The organism is Primorskyibacter marinus (assembly GCF_003313245.1).
In the GTDB taxonomy this organism is placed as follows: Bacteria; Pseudomonadota; Alphaproteobacteria; order Rhodobacterales; family Rhodobacteraceae; genus Primorskyibacter; species Primorskyibacter marinus.
On the sequence record NZ_QJSD01000015.1, the window covers coordinates 24,291 to 44,825 of the forward strand.

Consider the following 20,535-nt stretch of genomic DNA (forward strand, 5'->3'; position numbering starts at 1 on the left):
AGCAAGAGGGTCAAACATTGTCTAAAAACTCCAGCTATTCGGATTCCTACACACGAGAGGCTTGGGAACGTTTCGTTTCTTCAAGCGAGGAAGGTGACGAACGGCCCACCGCGGTTCGTGATGAAATTCTTGATTCCTGGAAGCGCAGCAGACAGCTGGGTGTCGCTGCCGACGGCTCGGCCTCGCACAAGATCCTGGACGAGAACCAACTTTACCTGCGTCGCGAACGGAACGCCGCGTTGCGACAGGCGGCCTCGGCCGCGTTCAAACGGCTTGAACCGCATCTGACGGAAGCCAGAACCATTCTGATTCTTGCAGATGATCAGGGTGTGATCATTGATGCAATTGGCGACGAAGAGGTGCTGGATGAGGGGCAGGGCATTCACCTGGAAATTGGCGGTGACTGGAATGAGAACATAATCGGAACAAACGGCATTGGCACGGTGCTGAAGACGGGTAAACCGACCTATGTTCATGCGTCCGAACACTTTGTGGCAGGCGTGCAATCGTGGACCTGTGCGGGCGCCCCGATCTACGATCCATTCACGCAAGCGGTTATCGGGGTGGTGGATCTTTCGGGGCCACCGCAGATTTTTAGGCAGCATAACGTGGCCTTGGTGCTGGCGACCGCGCGCGAAATCGAGATCGCGCTGGCTGAACAGAGGCAGGTTGAACGTACGCAGTTGCTCGAAGCCTTTATCATGTCGAACCACAGCCGCGCCCATGACAGCGTCATTCTGGTGGATCAGACCGGACGGGTTCTGTTCCGCCGGGGACTGGAAACCGATGTGCTACGGCGCACCAAAGAACTGTCAGTCGGCCACAAGCTCTTGCCGAAACTAGAAGGATTGTCAGATCAGGAAATTCCGAATTTCCTGCCTCTGAGTATTGAAACGCAGGGCATCGAGAGACTGAACCTCGAAGGTGTTTTTCGGGGGGTGGCTGTCTTCTTGAAAGATGGGGCGAAGCTCCAGAAAGGTCCGAACGAGGCCTACAAGATCAAGCCGCGCATCAACGTTTCAGAAGGTCAGACCCAGATCGTCGGTTCTTCGCCCAAGATGGTCGATGCGATCAGCCTTGCGGAACGTGCTGCGATGGCCAATGTGTCGGTTCTGATCCATGGTGAAACCGGGGTCGGGAAGGAACTGTTTGCCCGTCTGATCCACAGTCAACTTCCGGGGGCGGCTGCCCCCTATGTGCCAGTCAACTGTGCTGCAATTTCAAGCGATCTGATCGGCGCCGAGTTGTTTGGTTATGTTGATGGTGCCTTTACCGGTGCCGCGCGCGGCGGTCGCGCCGGTAAATTCGAACTCGCCGACAAAGGCGTTCTTTGTCTTGACGAAGTTGGCGATATGCCAATCGAGCTTCAGCCCTATCTGCTCCGGGCCTTGGAACAACGCGCGATCTACCGGGTCGGGGACAGTCAAAGGCGGCCGGTCGACGTCCGATTGGTTGCGATGACCAACCGTAACTTGCGCACTGAAATCGAGAAGGGAAATTTTCGGCGCGATCTGTTCTACCGTATAAGCCTGATGACCATCGAAGTGCCTCCCCTTCGTGAACGTGGCAATGATATTCTGGAGCTTGTCCACCACTTTTCAGAGCATTTTTCCGAACAGACTGGACAGCCTCCGATGGTCTTTACCGACAAGGTGCTTGAGTTGCTGGCCGGGTATCAATGGCCCGGCAACGTCCGGGAGTTGCGAAATGTCATGCACCGTTTCTATCTGATTAAGACCGACAACGTCGTGACAGAGCGCGACCTTCCTCCGGAGATCCTCGACGATTTCGAGAACGATGACGAGGACGCATTGGAACACATCCTTCGCGGCCATTCCGGAGATCTGGAGAGCATTGAGGCCAGCGCCATTCGGCGGACGATCATTTCCGAGAATGGCAACCTGACCAAGGTTGCGCATGTCTTGGGAATTTCCCGGCCGACCCTATACCGCAAGATGAAGCGGTATCACATTCGAAAGAACTGAGCTGGATATATTACGAGAGCATCCGGCGTTGGATCATCAAACTCGGCGCGATTAACCTTCAATCAATAAAATAGCTACTGAACACGGTTGCGCCAACAAGAAGGAACAAGGTTTCGGAAATGAGAATGAAGAAAAGATAAGGTTGAACATTCAAGACTGCCCTCAGGTTCGATCGCACGCCAATTGCGGAAATTGCCGCCACCATCATCCATTGTGACATCGCCGACAGAAACTGAACCGCAGATTCGGGTATATCAAAAACCGATCTCACGATTGCCAGAAACACAAAGGCGAGAAGAAACCATGGAAAGGCCAACTTACCGGTCTGGCTGTTACGGAACCAAAAATGAACTGCGATCAGGATCAGGGGCAACATGGCAACGCGCAGCATCTTGACCACGGTGGCGGCGATGCCGACTTCGTCGTTTATGGAGTAGCCCGCACCCACAACCTGCGCGACGTCATGAATCGTTGCTCCAAGGAGAAACCCAGTCTGGACATCGCTGTAGCCGAGAGCCTGAAACAGGACCGGATATAGCACCATGGCCATGGTTGACAGGACGGTGACAGTGATGACCACCAGAACGGTATCCTTATCCCGACTTGGATGCCTCGGTAGAACGGAAGAAAGCGCCAGCGCGGCAGACGCGCCGCAAATTGCTACCGAGCCGCCGGACAGAATGCCAAAGACCGCTTTACGACCGAACAGATATGAAAGCGCCACTCCACACAGGATGGTTGTCATAACTAGCGCGACTATGCCGCCCACTGACGCGATTCCCAGCGCCTGCACCTGACTGAGCCCCAACTGCGCCCCCAAGAGGCCGACCCCGATACGCAGCACGGTCCTCGCCGAGAAGGACAAACCGGGTTCGAGTGCGGGAACGTCCGACAAAAAACCCAACGACAAACCAATAAGCAGGGCGAACAGCATTTTCGGAACACCGTAATGCTCTGACAGGAACGTCGATGCTGCGGCGATCAAAAGGGCGACAGCAATGCCTTTCCATATTTCCGCGGTTGGCAAAACAGCTGTCCAGCCGAACATTCTGTTGGAATCGCGCAGCGAGGGCTGTTGGTTGGTCATATTGGATCCATAGTTCGAGGGCGTACCGTCCACGGCATTCGGGCAGTTGCAGCGGCCTGTTAAGACCGGTCGCGCCGATCCCGGCGCCGACCGTTGTTGACTGGATTATTCACGCAATGTTCTGATCGGCTTTGCATCCGGCCAGTTGTGATATCAGGAAAGAATCGCGCCCGCATTCGGAGCCGTTGGATCTAGCCCAAGCGATTTCAGCATGAAATGCGTCGTACAGGCCGCTGCCGAGACACTGGGCAACCCGTATTTCGCTTCTATTAGCGGCAGCGATGCGAGCGATGGCATCTGAACGCATGCAGACGCCACGATCACATCAACGTTTGCGGTCTTCAGACCTGCCGCGATCTCTGCAGGCGCAGCCGGATCGCGACGGCCGACCTCAATATTATCGGGTATTTCCAGCGCGATGGAATCCTCAACCTCGATACCCTGATCTTCGATGTAGTCGATCACCAATTGTGCCAACGGCTTCATATACGGACAGATAAGCGCAATTTTTTTGGCACCCATCTCATGCAGCCCATCGACGAGCGCCCCAGCGCTGGTAATAACGGGGGCGGGCGCGCCGTTGTCCAAGGCCACCCGGTGGAGCCTGTCCTGCGATGTCAGGTGGTATCCTTTGCCCATCGACATGATCGCCACCAGGCAGGCATATCCCAGCACATCAACCCTGGCATCCGAAAGCTCAAGCGCACAGCGGTCACTGTCGGCATCCATGGCCGCAAGCTCTTCTTTCGTCACTTTTTTCATGCGCATCCGGCTGGAATGAAAGGTAAAACGGTCCGGCAGGATCGCTTCACGCGCGCGCAGCATTGCGGGGATCTCGGTCTCCATCGTGGTGTTTGAGCTGGGCACGATTTGGCCGATGCGGTAAGTGGTCATTGTTATTCTCCAGTGTCATATCTTCAGGGTTTGAGGCCCAATACGTCGAGTATCCATCGTGCATATGCGAACAGCTCTCTGTCCTTCCGTGGGTAACCGATAAGCTGAATTCCAAGCGGCATGCCGTCCGCCTCCAGCACCGGCAGGCTTATGGCCGGAGCCCCGAGGACAGAGGAGGTCACCGCATAAATGGGATCGCCGGTCCAATCGTGGCCCTGGGGTGCCGGGCCGGGGGCAGACAGCGTAATGAGGCCCGTAAACTCGTCGCTGAGCGCCTCATGCGCTGCGCGCATTGCCTGTCGTTTATCCAGAAGTACCGCGTACTGATCGGCGGAAATCTTTTCCCAATCCGATAGCCGCCCCGATATGTTCTGACTTAACGAGTCGGGATCGCGTCTGTGGTAATACTTGAGAGGCCATAGAGATTCATAGCCGCAGATGTCATTCGTCACGTCCAGCGCAGGCGTCATCAGCTGCTCGAAACCTTCCAGCCGAGGGCAGTTCTGGCACCCGGAAATCGGAATGCCGGCGGAGGACAGAATCTGGATAAAGGCATTGAATTTCGCTTGGATGTCTGGCGATGTCTTGTCCCACCCCGCGCTATTGAACCGGGCAAGGTGCCCCGGACGCGTAGGTTCCGGTAAGGCGACGTCACCGGTCAGGCCCACATATCCCGGATCGCCGCCACAGAATTTCGCTGCAACGCGTGCGGCGACCCAAGCATCGGTCAGCGTCGCCGCATGTGTGCCAAGCGCAGTCTGACTGAGATTGGAATAGGCACCTTCACGGTTGATTGCGCCAAAAGAAGGCTTGAAGCCGTAATTTGCGTTGTAGCTGGATGGTCGGATTAGCGAACCTACGACTTGGCTGCCGATGGCCACAGGCACAAACCCCGCACCAACAGCCGCGCCTGATCCACTTGATGAACCGCCCGGAGTGCGGCCGAGATCGAACGGGTTCCGCGTTGGGCCAGGATTATAGAATGCGAATTCAGTGGTAACTGTCTTGCCAAGAATGATCGCCCCCGCCGCTCGCAGGCCCGCGATCAAAGCGCTATCGCGCCCGGTGTGGTTATCCTTGAAGATTGGGCTGCCACATTTGGTCGGCATATCCTCGGTTTCGAACAAGTCCTTGATACCAAGCGGCATTCCGTCGATTTCCGAAAGCGGGGCCCCGGCGGCGTAGCGCGCCGTCGACGCATCAGCCGCCGCCCGCGCCCCATCGATATTCAGCGTCACAAAGGCGCGCACATCGCCCTCGCGCCGATCGATTTCATCAAGACACCGGTCGAGATAGGCGCGCGGCGTATCGCTTCTGTCCAGAAAGCGCTCGACATGCATGTAGAAGCCCCGCAGGCGCGTAGCCTGCGGATTATATGTTTCGGATATCATGAGATACGTCCTTTTGAGGAAGATCAGCCGTAGATCGGAGTTAGCTTCTTGAAGGCTTCAAGCATCTGCGCATTGCCGACGAAGACACCCTCGTCCAGAATTTGTTCGCCATCGATCCAGAGCGATTGCATCCCAATCACAGTGTCGGGGTGGTTTTCGCCGCCGCCGGGTTCCCAGAACGGTACGCCAAGCCCGATCGCGTTGTAGCCAATCACCCGCTGATCCTCGATGAAACACTGGCCGGTGTAGCGCGCTGTGGGGTGAAATCCACAAGTGAAGTGAACCACATGGCCCAGATTGCCGTCGCCAGCCCGTTCCAGAGCCCGCATCATCACCTTGTTTTCGGGGCCGCCGCCAACCACTTCTTTGACATCGCCATCAAGGATCAGCGTCATAGGCTCGAATCCTGTAACATAGTATTCATGGAGCACGTCGCTGGTAACGAACTGCCCCTGTACGGTCTCTATCTCGGGAAGGAACACTACCGTACCGGGTACAAAGTAGCCGCCCGGCTTGTTGGCCTTGGACAGGGCAAACCCGTTGGTCGGTGCCAGCGTAAAGGTCAAGTCCGTGCCAGCCGCCGTCGTCACGCGCCCGGTCTTGCCCACGGACTTTTCGATCAGCCCGGAGAAAATGTCCCCAAATTCAAACAGGGTGTCCAGATCGGCACCGCCGAAGATACGCACGATTTCATCCGCGCCGATATCGGCGGCCAGCACATAGCGTGTACGCCCGTTTTTCATCGCCTCGTCATGAGCATGGCATCCCGCCATGTACGGCATGCACAGGTCGATCCAGGCATCGCAAGTGGTAACCGCGGCCTCAACCGTGTCAGACACGTAGGCATCGGCCAGTCCGCCCTGAAACGGCAAGCGCGGTGCCAGGATCAGTGTCGAGACCTTCGCCCCGATCATATAGGCCGCGTCCTGAATGGCATTCACCGCTGTCAGGTCAGCGCCTGTATTGATGGTGATCAGAACGCTTTCGTCCTTCTTCACGCACATCATGTCACGCACGAATACCATCGCTGCACGGGCGAGTTTGGGTCCGACATCAGTATGAAGCATGGTAGGCTCCTTTCGGTTGAAAATTGGTGGAGGGAAGTATGGACGCTTTGGTCATCGTGCCAATTCAGGCAGGAAAAGCGCCAGTTGCGGAAAAGCGACGATCAGCACCACCAGCAGGATGGAACAGATCAAGAAGGGCAGCCCGGCCATGAAGATTTGCGAAAGGCGCAGCGATCCACCCGTGATCGAATGCATGACGTAAAGCGCCAGCCCCAGCGGCGGCGTCACTGCGCCGATCTCCAGTGAAATCATCATGATCACGCCGAAGGACACTTCGTTGAACCCCAGGTTCTGCACGATGGGCAAAAGAATAGGGATCGTGAGCATCATGGTGGAGATTGCGTCGAGGAACATGCCTGCAACCAGCAAGACAATGAAAATGACCGCAATCATCGTGTAGATGCCGAAATCGAAGCCTGTTGCCCAATTCACAAGCCCATGGGTGGCACCGGAATAGGCGAATACCTGCGAAAAAGTGGAGGCACCGACGATTACAAAGAAGATCATCACCGAAAAGCGCAGAGATTCCTTTACAGAGCAAACCAACACGTCGATTGCGAAACAACGGTAGAACACCATCAGCACCAGGACAGCAAGCACACCGAACGCCGCGGATTCAGAAGGGGTCGCAATACCGGCGATGATGGTGCCGACCACGGCCACGATCACCAGCGACAGCGGCAGAACATCCGTTGTGAAGATGCGGAACTTTCGCCCAATCGAGATTTTCTCAGTAGTGTAGTCCGGTGCACCTTGGGGATCGAGTTTTGTCATGATGAAGATCGTGGCGGCATAGAACGTCGCCAGAAGAAGTCCGGGGATCACCCCCGCAAGCAGAAGCGATCCGACATCGATCCGCGCCAGGCTACCCAGTAGCACCATGAGGATCGACGGCGGGATCAGGATGGCAAGCCCCCCGGCCCCCAGCAACGGTCCGACGATGAACGCACTTTTGTAGCCGCGCCGTTCGCCCTCGGGCACCATGATCGATCCCAGCATCGCGGTGCTGGCCAGACTGGAACCGGACATCGCTGCCGTGACCGTCCCGCCCGCGATGGTGATGTAGGACAGCCGCCCCTTGAAGTTTCCGAACAGTTTGTCGAGCGCGTCAAAAGCGCGTTTCGACAGACCGGATCGAAAGAACAGTTCCCCCATCATGATGAACAGCGGAATTGGCACCAGCAAAAAGCTGTTGACGGAGGTCGCGCCGTTGGCGACCAGCTGCGAGACGCCGCGCTCGCCACCCATGAACAAGTAAACGCCCACAATATTGGTGATCAGAAAGCCTATGGCGACGGGGAAACCAAGCGCCATAAGGAACAGGATCAATCCACACATCAGAAGGGCGGCAGAATACCATTCCATGATTTTAGCCTCCTAGAGCCACGGTATCGTTGGATAGTGCCCCGGCACCGAACGCATCCCGAAGAAACTGGAGAGCGAGCAGAAAGAACCCTATGGGAAGTGGCGCGAAGCGAACCCAGCGCGGAGTCTCGATCGCGGAAACGTCGTAATATCCGATATTGGCATGTACGACGGTTGCGGATCTGTAGCTGAGATAGAGGCACACAATCGCGCAGATCAGTGCCACACACTGTGCCAGCCTGCGACGAGGGACGCCGCGCAGCTGATCGGCGATAACCTCCACATAAATGTGTCCACGCTCGCGTTGCAGCCAAGGAGTAGCAAGAAAGGTCGCATAGACGAGGAAAATTGCACTGTAGTCGTTCACCCAGACCGATGCCCCTATCCGCAGGACACGCAGGGCAGCGTCGTAGAAGATCAAAAGGGGCACCAGGGCGAGCAGAATTCCTGCGATAATCGCCATGGCATTCAACAAGCCATCAAAAAGCCGGATCATGCTCACTATCTTTCGTAAGAGAGTAGGGGAGTTTCAAAGGGACGGGTGAGGCCCGACGGATCAGTCTGGCGGGCCGTCACTCGATGGAAGCGCGTTAACGCGTGAATGCAGCTTCGAGATTATTGCGGTTCTTCGCACCCGAAGATTCTTCCACCAGATCCCACAGTGCCTCGGTCGCTGACGCGAGATAGGCTTCGGCCGCCTCGCCCTGCAATTCGATATCCTGCATACCGGCGTCATGCAGCGCCGCGGTCTCGGTCTCCTGCAAGCCTATCATGTAGTCGTGCGCGATCAGCTCGTATTCTATCGCGATTTCGGTCAGTAGCTCTTGCGCCTCTGGCTCCAGCTTGGTCCAAGCCTCCTTGCCAACCAGCACCGACACATCGCCCTGCCAAAAGTTGGGCGTGATCCGGAAATTGGTATGATCCTGCCAGGAAAAATCCGTCAGCCCGATATCCAGCCAGCCGAACCCGTCCACCCGACCCCGCGACAGAGCCTCGTACAGCTCGGCGACCTCGACATTTATCGGCGTCGCATTCACATGCTTCATGACCGGATGCCACAGAAAAGGTGCCCGAACCCGCATGCCGGTCAGATCAATATCGCCATCCGCTGTCTGGGCGGGTTCCTTGTTAAGATAGACATAAAACGTGTAGCCCGAGCCGAAATAGCCCAGATAATGCAGGCCAATGTTGTCAAAGAACGGGCGCAACAAGTCAAAAGATCCGCGCTCACGAAGCTCCGCCGCCGTGTAATCACTTAGGACCAGCGCGCGAGCCTCGGGAACACGCTGCTGGAACGCCGAGATCGTGCCATACCACATGTCATTCACGCCCAGATCGAGCGATCCAATCTGTTCAGAAAGGGGCGTAACCTCGGGGCCGCCGACTATACGGATCTGGACCAACCCTTCACCGCGCTTGTTCACCTCTTCCACGAAATTCTGAAGCGGAACATGAAAGAATGACGTGGTCGGCCAGCCCGTGATAAGGCGCAGCGTCGTTTCCGCCGTTGCCGGGGTTCCACCGGCGGCGAAGGCCGTCATCGCCAGCGCACTGACCGTAAAAAGCGTTCGAAAAGTGGTCTTGATCGTCATCTGGACTTTCTCCGTGTTGGATGAGGGCCGCACCTTATCTTAGATGCACGCGGTGCTTTTCACCCTTATATCCCTATGTTTTATAAGTATTATTTTGCACCCTGATTTGCATTTTTGGGCGCTGGTACTGACCTATCTAACGAGCCCTCTTCGAAACAGTCCAGAAAATCTTCCTACTGATAACATTTTTATATCAGTGCGATAATTTTCTTGAGTTTGAGCTTTTTCGCCTGCTTCTTCTCGCCACATGCGTTCGCCCAAAGATAGCGGCACACGCGCTCCAATTGCCGGGCTCTGCGCACCGGTATGCGGCTTTTTCAGGCGCAAAACACAAAGAAGAGGTTGAAAAATGTCAAAAGCCAATTTGAAAATCGCGGTCGTAGGGGCCGGCCTTGGCGGTTCAACCGCAGCCGCTCTACTGCAACGACAGGGATTCGACACCACACTGTACGAGCAAGCCCCAGCATTCGGCCGTGTTGGCGCAGCCATCCACTTGGGCCCCAACCTAGTCAAGGTACTTCGGATATTGGGACTGGAACAACAATTCCTGAAAACCAGTGTCGCCATGACAAACTGGGTCAGCCGCAAGTGGGACACGGGGGAAACCCTGTTGGATTATGAGGTCGACGGCGAAAACCGGTTTGGCGCGCATTACCTGCAAGCGCATCGGGGCGACTTTCATGCCGCTGTCACCGGTGCCGTTGATCCTGAGACTGTCGTGTTCAACAAGAAACTCGTGGGCTACGAATTGAAGGGCGGCAAGCCACTGCTGACCTTCGAGGACGGATCGACCGCTACGCACGACATCGTTATCGGTGCCGACGGGGTGAACTCCAAGCTGCGGACGATCCTCGCAGGGGCACCAAAGCCGATCTTCATGAAACAGGTCGCGCACCGGTCGATCTTCCCGACCGAGCTTCTGGGTAAGCAGGGCGACCAAGAAACGGGTCTTTATACCAAGTGGTGGGGAGAGAAAGGCGAACACCGGATGGTGAACCACTATTTCTTCACCCCCGACCGGAAAGAGTTCTTCGTCTATACAAGCACCCCACGCGAAACCTGGGATTTCGAAGGGTCTTCAGCCCCCGCCGATATCGAGGGAATATTGCAGGCCTTCGACGGTGCCCATCCCGATCTTGTTCAGGTCGTCAAAGCCATGCCGCCGGAACGGTCGTCGATGTGGTCTCAGTTCATATGCGAGCCGCTGGAGAAATGGACACATGGTCCAATCGCAATGCTGGGTGACGCGGTTCATCCCATGCCTCCCTATCTGGGCCAGGGAGCGGCTATGGCGGTCGAGGACGGCGCGATGCTGGCCCGGTGCATTGGTGCCTTTCCGGACGATGTCGATCACGCGTTCCGCGTTTACGAGGCCAATCGCATCGCGCGCACGGCAAAGGTGCAATACACGGCGCGGAACCATGACATCTGGCTGCGCGACTTCGCTGATCCGGACTGGATCTTCGGTTACGACGCCTGGGACGGTCCTCTTAAAAAAGCGGTGGCCTGAGCCATGGCCAAAAAAAAATCTGACTTCAACGGCGATACGCTGCGCGGCATGACCGACCTGAGTGGTCAGACGGCTGTGGTCACTGGCGGCAGCGCCGGAATCGGTAAGGCCACGGCGCGGCTTCTGGCCGAAGCCGGCGCGAATGTGGTGATCGTCAATCGCCGCGCCGAGGCAGGGCGCGTGGTGGCTGATGCGCTCGTGGCCGAAGGTCACAGCGCCGTTGCCATGGCCTGCGATGTTGGCGACGAGGAATCGATCCGGCACCTTTTCGAAGACACAGCCGGACGCTTCGGCACGGTGAACATCCTGGTAAACAATGCCGGGATCATGCCCAAGACGCCCTTCACCGAAGTGACCGCCGAGGAATGGGACACGGTCCAGCGCGTCAACCTGCGCGGCACCTTTCTGTGCATGCGCGAAGCCGCGCGCCTGATGCAGGACAACCCAGAGGGCGGGCGAATCGTAAATGTCTCATCCACCAGTTCGATGCATCCGGGTGTTATCGGCAATGCCGCCTATTGCGCATCCAAGGGTGGCGTCAACATGTTGACTAAATCAGCGGCTTTCGACCTTGCGCCGGATAGTATCAACGTCAATGCGGTTCTCCCCGGGGGCACCGAAACCGAAGGCGTCGAGGAATTGCGCAAGGGTTCGACCGTTTTTGTCGGACCGAACACTGAGAAGCAGCGCTACCGCTTCGGTCGCCTGGCTGAACCGTTGGAAGTCGCCGCTGCGATCTTCTTCCTCGCCAGCCCTGCCGCCAATTACATCACCGGCCAGACACTTGTGGTCGATGGCGGTTTTCAAGTCGCGTGACGTAGAAAAAGGATTTTCCATGAATATCATCGATTTCAGGGCACGGCCGACCACCAGGGAATTTGAATATGTCCAGACCAATCCCGCGATGATCGATGAGTTCGAGCGCATGGGTTTCAAACCCAAACCGCTCGGCTCGATCGAGGATTTCATCGCGACACTGGATGCTGCCGGCGTGACCCAGGCTGTCATACCTGCCCGGGATGCTGAAACCAACTGGGGCGAGAAGGTCTCTAACGACTACCTCGCTGAAATCGTGGGTAAGTATCCAGATCGCATTATCGGTTTTGCCGGGACCGATCCGCTCAAGGGGCGGGCCGCGGTCGAAGAAATCGATCGCGCCATTCGCGAACTGGGGCTTTCGGGCGTCTCGCTTGACCCGTGTTTCGCCTTCATGGCACCGAATGATCGGCGTCTCTATCCGCTTTATGAGAAGTGCATCGAGTTGAACGTGCCGGTGATCCTTACCATCGGACCTCTGCCGATAAAGCCGCTGCGAATGGAACATGGTGATCCGATGACCGTGGACGCGCTGGCCACAGATCTTCCGGATCTGGACATTGTCTGTTCCCATGGCGGCTGGCCCTGGACCCAACAGATGATCGCGATCGCTATGCGCCATGACAATGTGTGGTTTGAAAACGCCGGCTATCACACGATGCCGGGGGCCGAGATGATCGTGCAGGCCGCCAATACACTGATCCCCGACAAAGTGCTTTTTGCCACCGCCTATCCCGGTGGGCAGTGCGACAGCCTGAAGGAAGAAGTAGAGCAGTTCAAGAATCTCGGATACGCGCCAGACGTGTTGCAAAAGGTGTTTCACGACAACGCCAAAGCACTGCTAACCCGCGATTAGAGGTTCCGATGAACCCCCATCAAACATTTTGTGTGGCCGATTTCGCGCTGGAATGCGGCACCGTCCTGCCCGAGGCAGTGTTGGCCTACGAAACGATGGGCACACTGGCCCCGGATGGCCGTAATGCCGTGATCTATTGCAGCCATTTCGGGGCCACACATGAGCAGTGCAAGTTTCTAATCGGCGCAGGGGCCCCGCTGGACCCGGCGCGCCACTTCATCGTGCTGACCAATCTCTCCGGCAACGGATTAAGCTCCTCGCCCGACAACACACCAGCTCCGTTCAGCGGGCCAAACTTTCCCTTGATAACGATCCGGGACAATGTGCGCCTGCAACGGGCTTTGGCGGATCATCTAGGCATCAAGCATGTGGCGCTTGTGCTGGGACACTCCATGGGAGCGCTGCAAACCTTCGAATGGGCGGCGTCCTACCCGGATTTCGTGGCGGCCGCCCTGCCTTACTGTGGGGCCGCGCGTGTTTCGGATCACAACAAGGCTTTTCTGGAAGGAATGTTGGCAATCCTCGCCTGCGATCCGGCGTTTCGCGGGGGCTATTATACCAGCCCGCCTACCATGGGGCTGAAGGCAATCGGCCGGGCTTGGTCGGCTTGGGCACCGACGCATGGATTCTACCGGATCCGGGCTTGGGAACAGCTGGGATTTGAAAGCCTCTCGGCCTTTCTTGTTGATTATTGGGAAAAAACCTTCGCCGGGTTTGATGCCAATAACATGCTATCGCAGATCCGTACCTGGCTGACGGCAGATATTGGCACCCATCCTGATCACGCGAGCTTCGAAGCAGCCTTGGCCAGCATAACGGCCCGAACCGTGGTGATGCCCGGCGCGACGGATGCGTATTTTCCAAAGGAAGACGCAGAATTCGAAGTTTCGCAAATGCCAAACGCCGAATGCCGTCCAATCCCGTCGGATTGGGGGCACTGGGCGGGGTCGGGGCGCAATCCAAAGGATAATGATTTTTTAGGCGTGGCTGTGCGCGAGCTACTGAACGACTACCGGCAGGTGCCGCTATGATCTGGACTGTCCCGTTTTCGTGCCGCCCCAAGTGCTCGTTTAAACCACTTTTCTTTCGAATGCGACGAGGGTTTCCCAGCCCAGTGCTGAGTGACGGCGACACGGATAGCCCCCTGATGTAGGCGCTGCTCTCGCAGGGCCTCTTTCGATCAACGCTGCGGTTTTTCAGAACAAATGGGGCGAGATCGGTAGTCGTATATGATGCCTACAATCAACATAAGAGTGATTATCGGCACAAATTTCCGAAGTAGGAGCGCGCTACCCTGAAGTGCGCCTCCTATTAGAAAACAATGAGTTATCTAATAGGAGATCATGGCATGGGAATGGTTTACACGCAACTATCACTGCGAGAACGCCGCAAGATCGAGACCTGGTGGCACGCAAAGGTGCCTGTCAGAGAGATGGCGCGTGTTCTCAAGCGCCACAAATCGACGATCTTTCGTGAGATCAAACGGAATTTCTGAGCGGATGACGCGTTCCCGAAGAAGTACGCAGGTTACTTCGGTCATGCGGCTCAGTTGCAGACAAACAAGCGCCGTTCAGTGCAGCGTAAACTGATCCGGCACCCTGAGCTGTGCCAGACGGTCATCGCACGCATCAAACAAGGCTGGACGCCCGAGCAGATCGGCAATCGCATGATCTACGAAGGTGCTGCGCTGCGTGTCTGTCAGGAGACGATTTATCGCTATATCTATTCCAAGGAAGGCATGGATCAGGAGCTGTGGTGGTATCTGCCTGAGCATCGAAAGGCGCGTCGTCCACGTCGGGCCAGAAAGCGCCAAAAGCCCAAGTTCGCCCGTGATGTCAGCATCCTGTTCCGCCCGGACGATGTCGCACACCGCCGCCAGTTCGAACACTGGGAAGCTGATCTTGTCTTGTTCAAACAACGCTTTGGCCAGTCAAATGTGACCTCTCTCGTGGAGCGCGTGAGCCGCTTCACTGTTTTGTTGAAGAACCCGAACAAACGCACCAAGCCAGTGATGGGTAAAATCATGAAGGCTGTGCGCGACCTGCCCTACATCGCACGCCGCTCAATCACCTTCGACCGGGGCACGGAGTTCGTCAGTTGGCCCCATCTTCAGGCCGAGATCGGAACCCAGACATGGTTCTGCGATCCCTCGAGCCCGTGGCAGAAAGGCACGGTCGAAAACACCAACCGGCGCGCTCGAAGATGGCTGCCCCGCAAGCGCGACATCACGGCGGTCTCAGATCATGAATTGAAAATGATCTGCGACCGCCTCAACGCAACACCCAGAAAATGCCTCGGATGGAAGACACCGGCCGAAGTGTTCCCGGAAAAGATGATGGAAGAGATGGGGCAGTCCCCCTACCCTCAAAAGGAATAGGAGTCGCGGTTCAAGTATCGCTCACACTTTGCACCTAGGTCGGAAATTGCAAGCATCCAAGTATGAAAACGGACGAAACTCTCACTTAAAAACGATAGGCAAATAAGGTCAGTACGGCCGACCTAGTTAACATAATCCGGGCATGCAGGGCTAAAGGGTCCGCAGTCGCATCCGTTCAAGAATACCGGCCAGGACGTCCCGCGCTTCGCGGCGATGCTTGCCGTGGAGACGTCGCGCCCGGGCTGCGTCACCCGCGAGGATCGCAGCATGGACCTCGCGGTGATCCTCGTTGGACCGGACCGGTAGAGGGCGGAGAAAGAGTGTCGAAACCTTTGCGCGGCGCGCCTGGTCGCTCATCATCGCTGCGATCATGGCGACACGCGAATTGCCCCCAGACGCATCAATTCGGCGTGGAACCGTTCGTCCGCCTCGGCCCGGGCTGCCAGGTCCTCGTCTACGATCGCACCATCCATGTCCGCAATGGCCGCAGCCAGATCGGCAAGCTCCGGCTCCTTGTAACCGATCTCTGCCGCCGTTCCGCAGCGAGGCTCTAAAGCCTCTGGGGCTGGAGGCCGAGGCGGTGACGCAGGCTATCGTCACCCATCTGCACTACGATCACGCGGGCGGTCTGCACCTGTTCCTAATGCGGTGCTGCACATGCAGGCAGCAGAGAGGCAATACGCCACCGGACCCTGCATGTGCCACGACATGTTGCGCGCGCCGTTCACGGCGGGGCATGTCTGCGAAGCGGTGAAGCGGCTCTATTCCGGCAAGGTGGTGTTCCACGATGGCACTGGGCCAGCTAGTAGTGCCCGAAAGCTCTCGCAACCAGCGGGTTTCGTCCTCCGGATCGGCGGTGCCGCAATTGGCCTGAACGTGGATGCTGGCCGAGAGCGGCAGGCCTTTGAAAGCCGCGAGGTAATCCGCCGGAAGGAAACCCGGCGGATTGTGGCCTTGTCGCCGAAACGCGCGGGCGGCGCATCGGGGGCGAGCCAGCGGTAGGGAAAGCGCGACAGTTCCCAGAAGTGGTGATGGGGGTCGATCAGCGTGATCCCGTCCAGCCAGTGCGCCATCAGTAGGTCGCCCGGCCGCCCGAGAGATCAAAGACCGAAGCGGTGGTGAAGCTGTTCTCTTTCGAACAAAGCCAGGCGATCATTGCCGCGGCCTCGTCGAGTTCGAGGAACCGACCCCGCGGGATCTTCGACAGCATGTAGTCGATGTGCTCCTGCTTCATCTGGTCGAAGATCCGGGTGCGCGCAGCGGCGGGCGTCACGCAGTTCACCGCGATGTCCTTGTCGGCCAGTTCCTTGCCCAGCGACTTTGTCAGCCCGATCACCCCAGCCTTGGATGCGGAATAGGCGCTGGCCATGGGATTGCCCTCCTTGCCCGCGACCGAGGCGATGTTGACAATGCGGCCATAGGCTTGGTCGGTCATCGCGGATACCACTGCACGGTTGACGTGGAAGGTGCCGAGCAAGTTGATCTCGGTGATCTGGCGGAATTCCTCGACCGGGTAATCGACCAGCGGCCGGTTAGAGCCCGCGATCCCGGCGGAGTTCACCAGGATGTCGGCGCGGCCTGCCGTGTCCAGCGTCGCTTTCATAGCCGCCTCGACGCTGGCCCAGTCCGAGACGTCGACATCGCAGGCGAATGCGCCGCCGCCGATCTCCTCTGCGGCCGTGTCGCCAAGCGCCGTGTCGCGGTCCCAAATGGCGATCCGCGCGCCGCCCTTGGCGAGGCGGTTGGCGACGGCGCGGCCGATGCCCTGTGCGCCCCCGGTGATGATGGCGGTCTGATTTGTGAAATCTGTCATTCTGAGACTGCCTTCTGGTTCTGTTTGATGATTTGTTCCGCCCCCTGGGCCTTGTCCGAGGCGGCGATGGCGTGAAGTGTCTCGGCGGCGCGCAGGTCGGTCAGCCAGTAGAGAATGCCGAGCGCGTGGGAGAGCTGGCCATAGGCGTAGCCGCCGCCTTGATCGGGGGCCTCCCATGTGCTCCGGTCGGGCTGGACGGCGATATGTTTCCAGTTCGACAGGCTGCCGCCGGGGAAAATGCTGCGGGTAAAAGTGGCCAGGTGGCAGACGATGTGCTCGATCTCGCCGATTTGGCTGACCATGTCACGCATTTCGTCGAGGCCCGAGGAAGAAGATCGCGTCGGGCTTATCTTTGCGCGCCATGAGGCGCTGGATCAGCGCGCCCCCGCCCTCGATCGTGGCCGGGCTGTCGTCCTCGACAATCGTGTCTTTGGTGACACTGCACCCTGCCCCGCGCATGGCATCGACAAAACCGGGTGTCCGGTCTTCGGTCTGGTCATTGCGATGGGCCGCGCCCCCGACCATAACGATGTTTTCGGAACCCCGTTCAATCAGGGAGCGGGTCATCTCGACAGAGGCTGCGTAGTTGTCGAAGCCAACGGCACTGTCTATGGCGCTGTCGCGCAGGTTCCAGGCTTCGACGACCGGGCCGGAGAACTTGCCCAAGAGCTTGGCGCGCGTATCGGCATGTACCGCCTTGGGCTGGCGCAGTGCCCGCGACACGGTGGTCAGCGATAGGCCCGAGGCTTTCGAGACGTTCTTGAGCGTCACCTTCCTGTTGTCACCCTGCGCCATTGGCGGACTCCTGTTCGGTATTTTGCCATCGCGTTCCCCGCAGATCCTGCGCAAGCCGGGCAGCGGACGCAATGCTGCAAAATATCCGTTAACATACGAGTATCATTGCCCTTAACGTCCGTCACCATGAAATGATGTTCGTATGCCGTTTACGTTTCCGCACAGCGCGCGTCACGAAAGGGAGGACAAAATGTCGAAATCAATCAGCCGCCGCAGGTTCCTGGGCACCACAGCCGCCGTGAGTGCGGCCACCTTTCTGCCGGGCAGTCCCGGCGTTTGCCGCTAGCGAAGAGATCACTGTGTGAAAGTTCGGTGGAACGCCGCAGGAGGTCGAAGTCTGGGCGCAGCGCAATAACGCCTTTAATGCGGCCAAAGGGGATATCGACCTGAAATACTCCTGCCTCAACGGTCAGATGCGCAATCGGCTCGGGATGCAAAAGGTTCGTGGCAGCGCTCAGCCTGGCGAGATGCGCGTCACGACACGAAGCCGGAAAGTGGAGCTCAAACTCCGGCTGCGCCAGTTTAACCAACGATGAAAAGCGCATCCAAACCTCCCTGTGACGACATGCGTCAGGGACCGATGCGGGACCGGATCCGTGAGATCATTCGGCAGACCTGAGAGGAAATGGGCGTCCACATCGTGCGCGGCGTCCTGGCGCGGGACCACATGTTCCTGTCGATCCAGCCAAAACTCTCGTTGTCGGATGTCAGGCTGCGGATCAAACGGAGGCCGTCCCGGCGCATCCAGATGGAGTTCCCGGAACTGCGCAAGCACTACTGGGGCAGGCGGTTCTGGGCGCGGGCATATTTTTCAACCACCTCGGGCAATGTCACCGACGACATCATCTTGCAGTATCTGGAATTTCATTCCTCCAAATGATGCTATCGGCCTCCGCGGGTAGTCGTTCACTTTATCGGGTAAAAATACGAATGCCCTCCCTGTTCTTGACCGAACGGGAGGGCAATGCGAGTTTTTGACGATTTTGCGCTGTGGCTGTCGCCTGCCTAGATGGACGGAAGCGCGTTCACCATGGCCGCGAGCACGTCGTCAGCCGGCTTTTTCCACCAGTTTTCGGCCGAGAAGATCTCGACCTCGACCAACCCGTCAAAGCCTGCGGCCTCGACCATCTGACGGAAGGCAGGGATGTCGATCACCCCCTCGCCCATCATGCCGCGGTCCGTCAGCATGTCCCTTGTCGGGCTCATCCAGTCGCAGACGTGGAAGGCGTGGATTCGCTCCTTGCCCGCGCGCCTAATCTGGGCGGCAATCTCCGGATCCCACCAGATGTGATAGACATCAAGGGCCACGCCGATGCCGACACCCAGTTTGTCACAAATATCCAGCGCCTGCCCCGTGGTATTCACGCAGGCGCGGTCGGCGGCATACATCGGGTGCAGCGGCTCGATTCCGATCCTGACACCTTGGGTGCGGGCATATTCCAGCGTTTTCGCCAGCCCCTCGGTGACGATCTCGCGCGCCGCCACGATATCCTTGGAGCCTTCCGGCAGCCCACCGACAACCATGACGAGGGTTTCCGCCCCGATGGCCGCCGCCTCGTCCACGGCGCGCTTGTTGTCGTCAATCACGTCTTGCGTCAGCGCACCCTCGGCGGTGTACCAGCCGCCCCGGCAGAGCCCGGACACGCCCAGCCCCGCTTCGCGGATGAGCCTGGCGGCGCGGTCGACACCGCATTCCTGCAACTTGTCGCGCCAGGGAGAAATACCGCCAATGCCGTGACGCTTGCAGCCTTCAATGCACTCTTCAAGCGACCATTGCTTTGACACGGTGGCGGTGTTCAGCGACAGGTCGGCGGCGTTGAGCGTTCTCATGCCCACACCCCCCGTGCCTGAAACACCGGCGTCGCGCGGCGCACCACCTCGTCGGGATCGGTGAAGAGTTGCGCGGCGTTTGCCAGCCGGATCGCCTCGGCCAGGTGCAGGGTCGAGCGGGCACTTTCCTGGCCGCCGACCATGGTGAAATGATCCTGGTGTCCCATCAGGTAGGCCAGGAAAACCACCCCGGTCTTGTAGAACCGTGTCGGTGCCTTGAAAATGTGTCGGCCCAGCGGCACGGTCGGGTCGAAGACGTCGTGGTATTTCGCGTCGTCGCCCGCGGCCAGTGCATTCAGCGCCCGGCAAGCGGCCCCGGCAATCGGGTCGAAGATGCCCAGGAGCGCGTGGGAATAGCCCTGGTCGTCGCCCTTGATCAACTCGGGGTAGTTAAAATCGTCGCCGGTGTACATGAGCACGCCCTCGGGCAGGCGACGGCGCATGGCGATTTCTTTCTCGGCCGAGAGCAGCGAGACCTTGATGCCGTCGATCTTGTCGGCATTGTCGGAGATCACCGAAAGGCAGGTCTCCATCGCCGTCATGTGATCGGCATCGCCCCAGTAGCCCGCCAGCGCCGGGTCGAACATCTCGCCCAGCCAGTGCAGGATTGCGGGTTGCTTGAGCCCCGAGAGAACACGACCATAGACTTTCGCGTAATCCTCCGGCCCCTTCGCCGCCTGCACCAGCGCGCGGCTGGCCATCAGGATCACGCGCGACCCGGTGGCCTCGACCGCCTCGCATTGCATCTCGTAGGCGGCGATCACGTCGTCGAGGGTGACCTCCGGGCCGGGGGCAAGGTGATCGGTCCCCGCGCCGCTGGCGATCAGCGCGCCTTCGGGGGCCACGTCCATGCTGCGCTGGATCAGCTCCAGCGAGGTCGGCCAGTCCAGCCCCATGCCGCGCTGTGCGGTGTCCATTGCCTCGGCCACGCCGAGGCCCAGCGACCACAGGTGCTGGCGGAAGGCCAGCGTGCGGTCCCAGTCGACCGCGACGCCATCGCCGGGATCGACCGCCGCCAACGGGTCAGCGACCACATGGGCCGCGGCATAGGCGGTGCGGGTCCAGTCGCCGCCCGGTGCGGGGACCGGGCCTGCGGTGATCTCGAACGGGGCGGTGCCGCCGCCCGCTGTGGGAAGGATGAGTTGTGCCATGTCCGC

The 20,535-nt window shown here is 58.5% G+C and carries 22 protein-coding genes and 2 pseudogenes; 10 read left to right on the forward strand and 14 right to left on the reverse strand.

From position 1 onward, the window contains the following. Positions 1-17: 17 nt before the first annotated feature. A complete protein-coding gene (locus DMZ65_RS15340) occupies positions 18-1,985 on the forward strand; it encodes a sigma-54-dependent Fis family transcriptional regulator (protein ID WP_232825020.1) in 1,968 nt (655 codons plus the stop codon). 58 nt (positions 1,986-2,043) lie between these two features. Here the strand turns inward: DMZ65_RS15340 and DMZ65_RS15345 are convergent, their stop codons facing one another. The 8 genes from DMZ65_RS15345 to DMZ65_RS19735 all read right to left on the reverse strand — a co-directional run bounded on the left by DMZ65_RS15345 (position 2,044) and on the right by DMZ65_RS19735 (position 9,744). After that, the gene (locus DMZ65_RS15345; protein ID WP_232825021.1) at positions 2,044-3,072 is read right to left on the reverse strand and encodes a YeiH family protein; all 1,029 of its coding nucleotides are present in this window, start codon (positions 3,070-3,072) and stop codon (positions 2,044-2,046) included. A gap of 153 nt (positions 3,073-3,225) precedes the next feature. Beyond that, on the reverse strand, positions 3,226-3,966 hold the full coding sequence (locus tag DMZ65_RS15350; RefSeq protein WP_116599755.1) for a maleate cis-trans isomerase family protein: 741 nt from the start codon (positions 3,964-3,966) through the stop codon (positions 3,226-3,228). Between the two features lie 23 nt (positions 3,967-3,989). Beyond that, positions 3,990-5,357, reverse strand: a complete 1,368-nt coding sequence (locus DMZ65_RS15355) for an amidase (RefSeq protein WP_116599756.1) — start codon at positions 5,355-5,357, stop codon at positions 3,990-3,992. A 23-nt stretch (positions 5,358-5,380) separates the two neighbouring features. Beyond that, positions 5,381-6,424, reverse strand: a complete 1,044-nt coding sequence (locus DMZ65_RS15360; protein WP_116599757.1) for a 2,5-dihydroxypyridine 5,6-dioxygenase NicX family protein — start codon at positions 6,422-6,424, stop codon at positions 5,381-5,383. Between the two features lie 51 nt (positions 6,425-6,475). After that, the gene (locus DMZ65_RS15365) at positions 6,476-7,789 is read right to left on the reverse strand and encodes a TRAP transporter large permease (RefSeq protein WP_116599758.1); all 1,314 of its coding nucleotides are present in this window, start codon (positions 7,787-7,789) and stop codon (positions 6,476-6,478) included. 4 nt (positions 7,790-7,793) lie between these two features. Then, the gene (locus tag DMZ65_RS15370; RefSeq protein WP_116599759.1) at positions 7,794-8,285 is read right to left on the reverse strand and encodes a TRAP transporter small permease; all 492 of its coding nucleotides are present in this window, start codon (positions 8,283-8,285) and stop codon (positions 7,794-7,796) included. A gap of 94 nt (positions 8,286-8,379) precedes the next feature. Beyond that, a complete protein-coding gene (gene dctP, locus DMZ65_RS15375) occupies positions 8,380-9,381 on the reverse strand; it encodes a TRAP transporter substrate-binding protein DctP (RefSeq protein WP_116599760.1) in 1,002 nt (333 codons plus the stop codon). A 132-nt stretch (positions 9,382-9,513) separates the two neighbouring features. After that, positions 9,514-9,744, reverse strand: coding sequence for a hypothetical protein (locus tag DMZ65_RS19735; protein WP_198662712.1), 231 nt, complete (start codon positions 9,742-9,744; stop codon positions 9,514-9,516). On the opposite strand from DMZ65_RS19735, the gene DMZ65_RS15380 reads away from it, so the two are divergent. The 5 genes and pseudogenes from DMZ65_RS15380 to DMZ65_RS15400 all read left to right on the forward strand — a co-directional run bounded on the left by DMZ65_RS15380 (position 9,731) and on the right by DMZ65_RS15400 (position 14,940). Further along, on the forward strand, positions 9,731-10,891 hold the full coding sequence (locus tag DMZ65_RS15380) for an FAD-dependent monooxygenase (protein ID WP_116599761.1): 1,161 nt from the start codon (positions 9,731-9,733) through the stop codon (positions 10,889-10,891). The two genes, DMZ65_RS19735 and DMZ65_RS15380, sit on opposite strands and share 14 nt — an antisense overlap. A 3-nt stretch (positions 10,892-10,894) precedes the next feature. Further along, entirely contained in the window at positions 10,895-11,707 is an 813-nt protein-coding gene (locus DMZ65_RS15385) for an SDR family NAD(P)-dependent oxidoreductase (RefSeq protein WP_198662709.1), read from the forward strand. A 19-nt stretch (positions 11,708-11,726) separates the two neighbouring features. Next, positions 11,727-12,563, forward strand: coding sequence for an amidohydrolase family protein (locus DMZ65_RS15390; protein WP_157960642.1), 837 nt, complete (start codon positions 11,727-11,729; stop codon positions 12,561-12,563). A gap of 8 nt (positions 12,564-12,571) precedes the next feature. Continuing rightward, entirely contained in the window at positions 12,572-13,594 is a 1,023-nt protein-coding gene (locus DMZ65_RS15395; RefSeq protein ID WP_116599763.1) for an alpha/beta fold hydrolase, read from the forward strand. 317 nt (positions 13,595-13,911) lie between these two features. Beyond that, positions 13,912-14,940 (forward strand): annotated as a pseudogene (locus tag DMZ65_RS15400) (IS30 family transposase). A 368-nt stretch (positions 14,941-15,308) separates the two neighbouring features. Here DMZ65_RS15400 and DMZ65_RS20095 read toward each other — a convergent pair. Next, on the reverse strand, positions 15,309-15,464 hold the full coding sequence (locus DMZ65_RS20095) for an FCD domain-containing protein (protein ID WP_332871581.1): 156 nt from the start codon (positions 15,462-15,464) through the stop codon (positions 15,309-15,311). A gap of 2 nt (positions 15,465-15,466) precedes the next feature. Here DMZ65_RS20095 and DMZ65_RS19910 point away from each other — a divergent pair, with 2 nt between their 5' ends. Together DMZ65_RS19910 and DMZ65_RS19915 are read left to right on the forward strand one after the other, a co-directional pair. After that, the gene (locus tag DMZ65_RS19910) at positions 15,467-15,694 is read left to right on the forward strand and encodes an MBL fold metallo-hydrolase (protein WP_232825026.1); all 228 of its coding nucleotides are present in this window, start codon (positions 15,467-15,469) and stop codon (positions 15,692-15,694) included. Next, on the forward strand, positions 15,598-15,942 hold the full coding sequence (locus tag DMZ65_RS19915) for a hypothetical protein (RefSeq protein WP_232825027.1): 345 nt from the start codon (positions 15,598-15,600) through the stop codon (positions 15,940-15,942). The genes DMZ65_RS19910 and DMZ65_RS19915 overlap by 97 nt, the downstream gene beginning before the upstream one ends. A gap of 70 nt (positions 15,943-16,012) precedes the next feature. Here the strand turns inward: DMZ65_RS19915 and DMZ65_RS15415 are convergent, their stop codons facing one another. From DMZ65_RS15415 to DMZ65_RS15425, 3 genes are read right to left on the reverse strand one after another with little or no spacing between them, the layout of a single operon-like run. Next, the gene (locus DMZ65_RS15415; protein ID WP_116599765.1) at positions 16,013-16,753 is read right to left on the reverse strand and encodes an SDR family NAD(P)-dependent oxidoreductase; all 741 of its coding nucleotides are present in this window, start codon (positions 16,751-16,753) and stop codon (positions 16,013-16,015) included. Continuing rightward, on the reverse strand, positions 16,750-17,064 hold the full coding sequence (locus DMZ65_RS15420) for a hypothetical protein (protein WP_157960643.1): 315 nt from the start codon (positions 17,062-17,064) through the stop codon (positions 16,750-16,752). Before DMZ65_RS15420 ends, DMZ65_RS15415 begins: the two co-directional genes overlap by 4 nt. Then, positions 17,057-17,548, reverse strand: coding sequence for a LacI family DNA-binding transcriptional regulator (locus DMZ65_RS15425; RefSeq protein WP_116599767.1), 492 nt, complete (start codon positions 17,546-17,548; stop codon positions 17,057-17,059). The genes DMZ65_RS15420 and DMZ65_RS15425 overlap by 8 nt, the downstream gene beginning before the upstream one ends. A gap of 190 nt (positions 17,549-17,738) precedes the next feature. Between DMZ65_RS15425 and DMZ65_RS20155 the strand changes: the two genes are divergently transcribed. Beyond that, positions 17,739-17,834 (forward strand): twin-arginine translocation signal domain-containing protein, encoded by a 96-nt coding sequence (locus DMZ65_RS20155; RefSeq protein ID WP_157960644.1) that lies wholly within the window; start codon positions 17,739-17,741, stop codon positions 17,832-17,834. A gap of 285 nt (positions 17,835-18,119) precedes the next feature. Then, positions 18,120-18,428 (forward strand): annotated as a pseudogene (tnpA, locus tag DMZ65_RS15435) (IS200/IS605 family transposase); the annotation flags it as partial. 125 nt (positions 18,429-18,553) lie between these two features. On the opposite strand, the gene DMZ65_RS15440 reads toward tnpA, so the two are convergent. After that, on the reverse strand, positions 18,554-19,378 hold the full coding sequence (locus tag DMZ65_RS15440; protein WP_116599769.1) for a sugar phosphate isomerase/epimerase family protein: 825 nt from the start codon (positions 19,376-19,378) through the stop codon (positions 18,554-18,556). Beyond that, positions 19,375-20,529, reverse strand: a complete 1,155-nt coding sequence (locus DMZ65_RS15445; protein ID WP_116599770.1) for a dihydrodipicolinate synthase family protein — start codon at positions 20,527-20,529, stop codon at positions 19,375-19,377. Before DMZ65_RS15445 ends, DMZ65_RS15440 begins: the two co-directional genes overlap by 4 nt. Between the last annotated feature and the right edge of the window lie 6 nt (positions 20,530-20,535).

What these genes read in the sequence shown, in the direction of transcription:
- DMZ65_RS15345 (WP_232825021.1), bottom strand. Translation starts at nt 3,072, where the DNA reads ATGACCAACCAACAGCCCTCGCTGCGCGATTCCAACAGAATGTTCGGC.
- DMZ65_RS15350 (WP_116599755.1), bottom strand. Translation starts at nt 3,966, where the DNA reads ATGACCACTTACCGCATCGGCCAAATCGTGCCCAGCTCAAACACCACG.
- DMZ65_RS15355 (WP_116599756.1), bottom strand. Translation starts at nt 5,357, where the DNA reads ATGATATCCGAAACATATAATCCGCAGGCTACGCGCCTGCGGGGCTTC.
- DMZ65_RS15360 (WP_116599757.1), bottom strand. Translation starts at nt 6,424, where the DNA reads ATGCTTCATACTGATGTCGGACCCAAACTCGCCCGTGCAGCGATGGTA.
- DMZ65_RS15365 (WP_116599758.1), bottom strand. Translation starts at nt 7,789, where the DNA reads ATGGAATGGTATTCTGCCGCCCTTCTGATGTGTGGATTGATCCTGTTC.
- DMZ65_RS15370 (WP_116599759.1), bottom strand. Translation starts at nt 8,285, where the DNA reads ATGATCCGGCTTTTTGATGGCTTGTTGAATGCCATGGCGATTATCGCA.
- dctP (WP_116599760.1), bottom strand. Translation starts at nt 9,381, where the DNA reads ATGACGATCAAGACCACTTTTCGAACGCTTTTTACGGTCAGTGCGCTG.
- DMZ65_RS15380 (WP_116599761.1), top strand. Translation starts at nt 9,731, where the DNA reads ATGTCAAAAGCCAATTTGAAAATCGCGGTCGTAGGGGCCGGCCTTGGC.
- DMZ65_RS15385 (WP_198662709.1), top strand. Translation starts at nt 10,895, where the DNA reads ATGGCCAAAAAAAAATCTGACTTCAACGGCGATACGCTGCGCGGCATG.
- DMZ65_RS15390 (WP_157960642.1), top strand. Translation starts at nt 11,727, where the DNA reads ATGAATATCATCGATTTCAGGGCACGGCCGACCACCAGGGAATTTGAA.
- DMZ65_RS15395 (WP_116599763.1), top strand. Translation starts at nt 12,572, where the DNA reads ATGAACCCCCATCAAACATTTTGTGTGGCCGATTTCGCGCTGGAATGC.
- DMZ65_RS19915 (WP_232825027.1), top strand. Translation starts at nt 15,598, where the DNA reads ATGCAGGCAGCAGAGAGGCAATACGCCACCGGACCCTGCATGTGCCAC.
- DMZ65_RS15415 (WP_116599765.1), bottom strand. Translation starts at nt 16,753, where the DNA reads ATGACAGATTTCACAAATCAGACCGCCATCATCACCGGGGGCGCACAG.
- DMZ65_RS15420 (WP_157960643.1), bottom strand. Translation starts at nt 17,064, where the DNA reads ATGCGTGACATGGTCAGCCAAATCGGCGAGATCGAGCACATCGTCTGC.
- DMZ65_RS15425 (WP_116599767.1), bottom strand. Translation starts at nt 17,548, where the DNA reads ATGGCGCAGGGTGACAACAGGAAGGTGACGCTCAAGAACGTCTCGAAA.
- DMZ65_RS20155 (WP_157960644.1), top strand. Translation starts at nt 17,739, where the DNA reads ATGTCGAAATCAATCAGCCGCCGCAGGTTCCTGGGCACCACAGCCGCC.
- DMZ65_RS15440 (WP_116599769.1), bottom strand. Translation starts at nt 19,378, where the DNA reads ATGAGAACGCTCAACGCCGCCGACCTGTCGCTGAACACCGCCACCGTG.
- DMZ65_RS15445 (WP_116599770.1), bottom strand. Translation starts at nt 20,529, where the DNA reads ATGGCACAACTCATCCTTCCCACAGCGGGCGGCGGCACCGCCCCGTTC.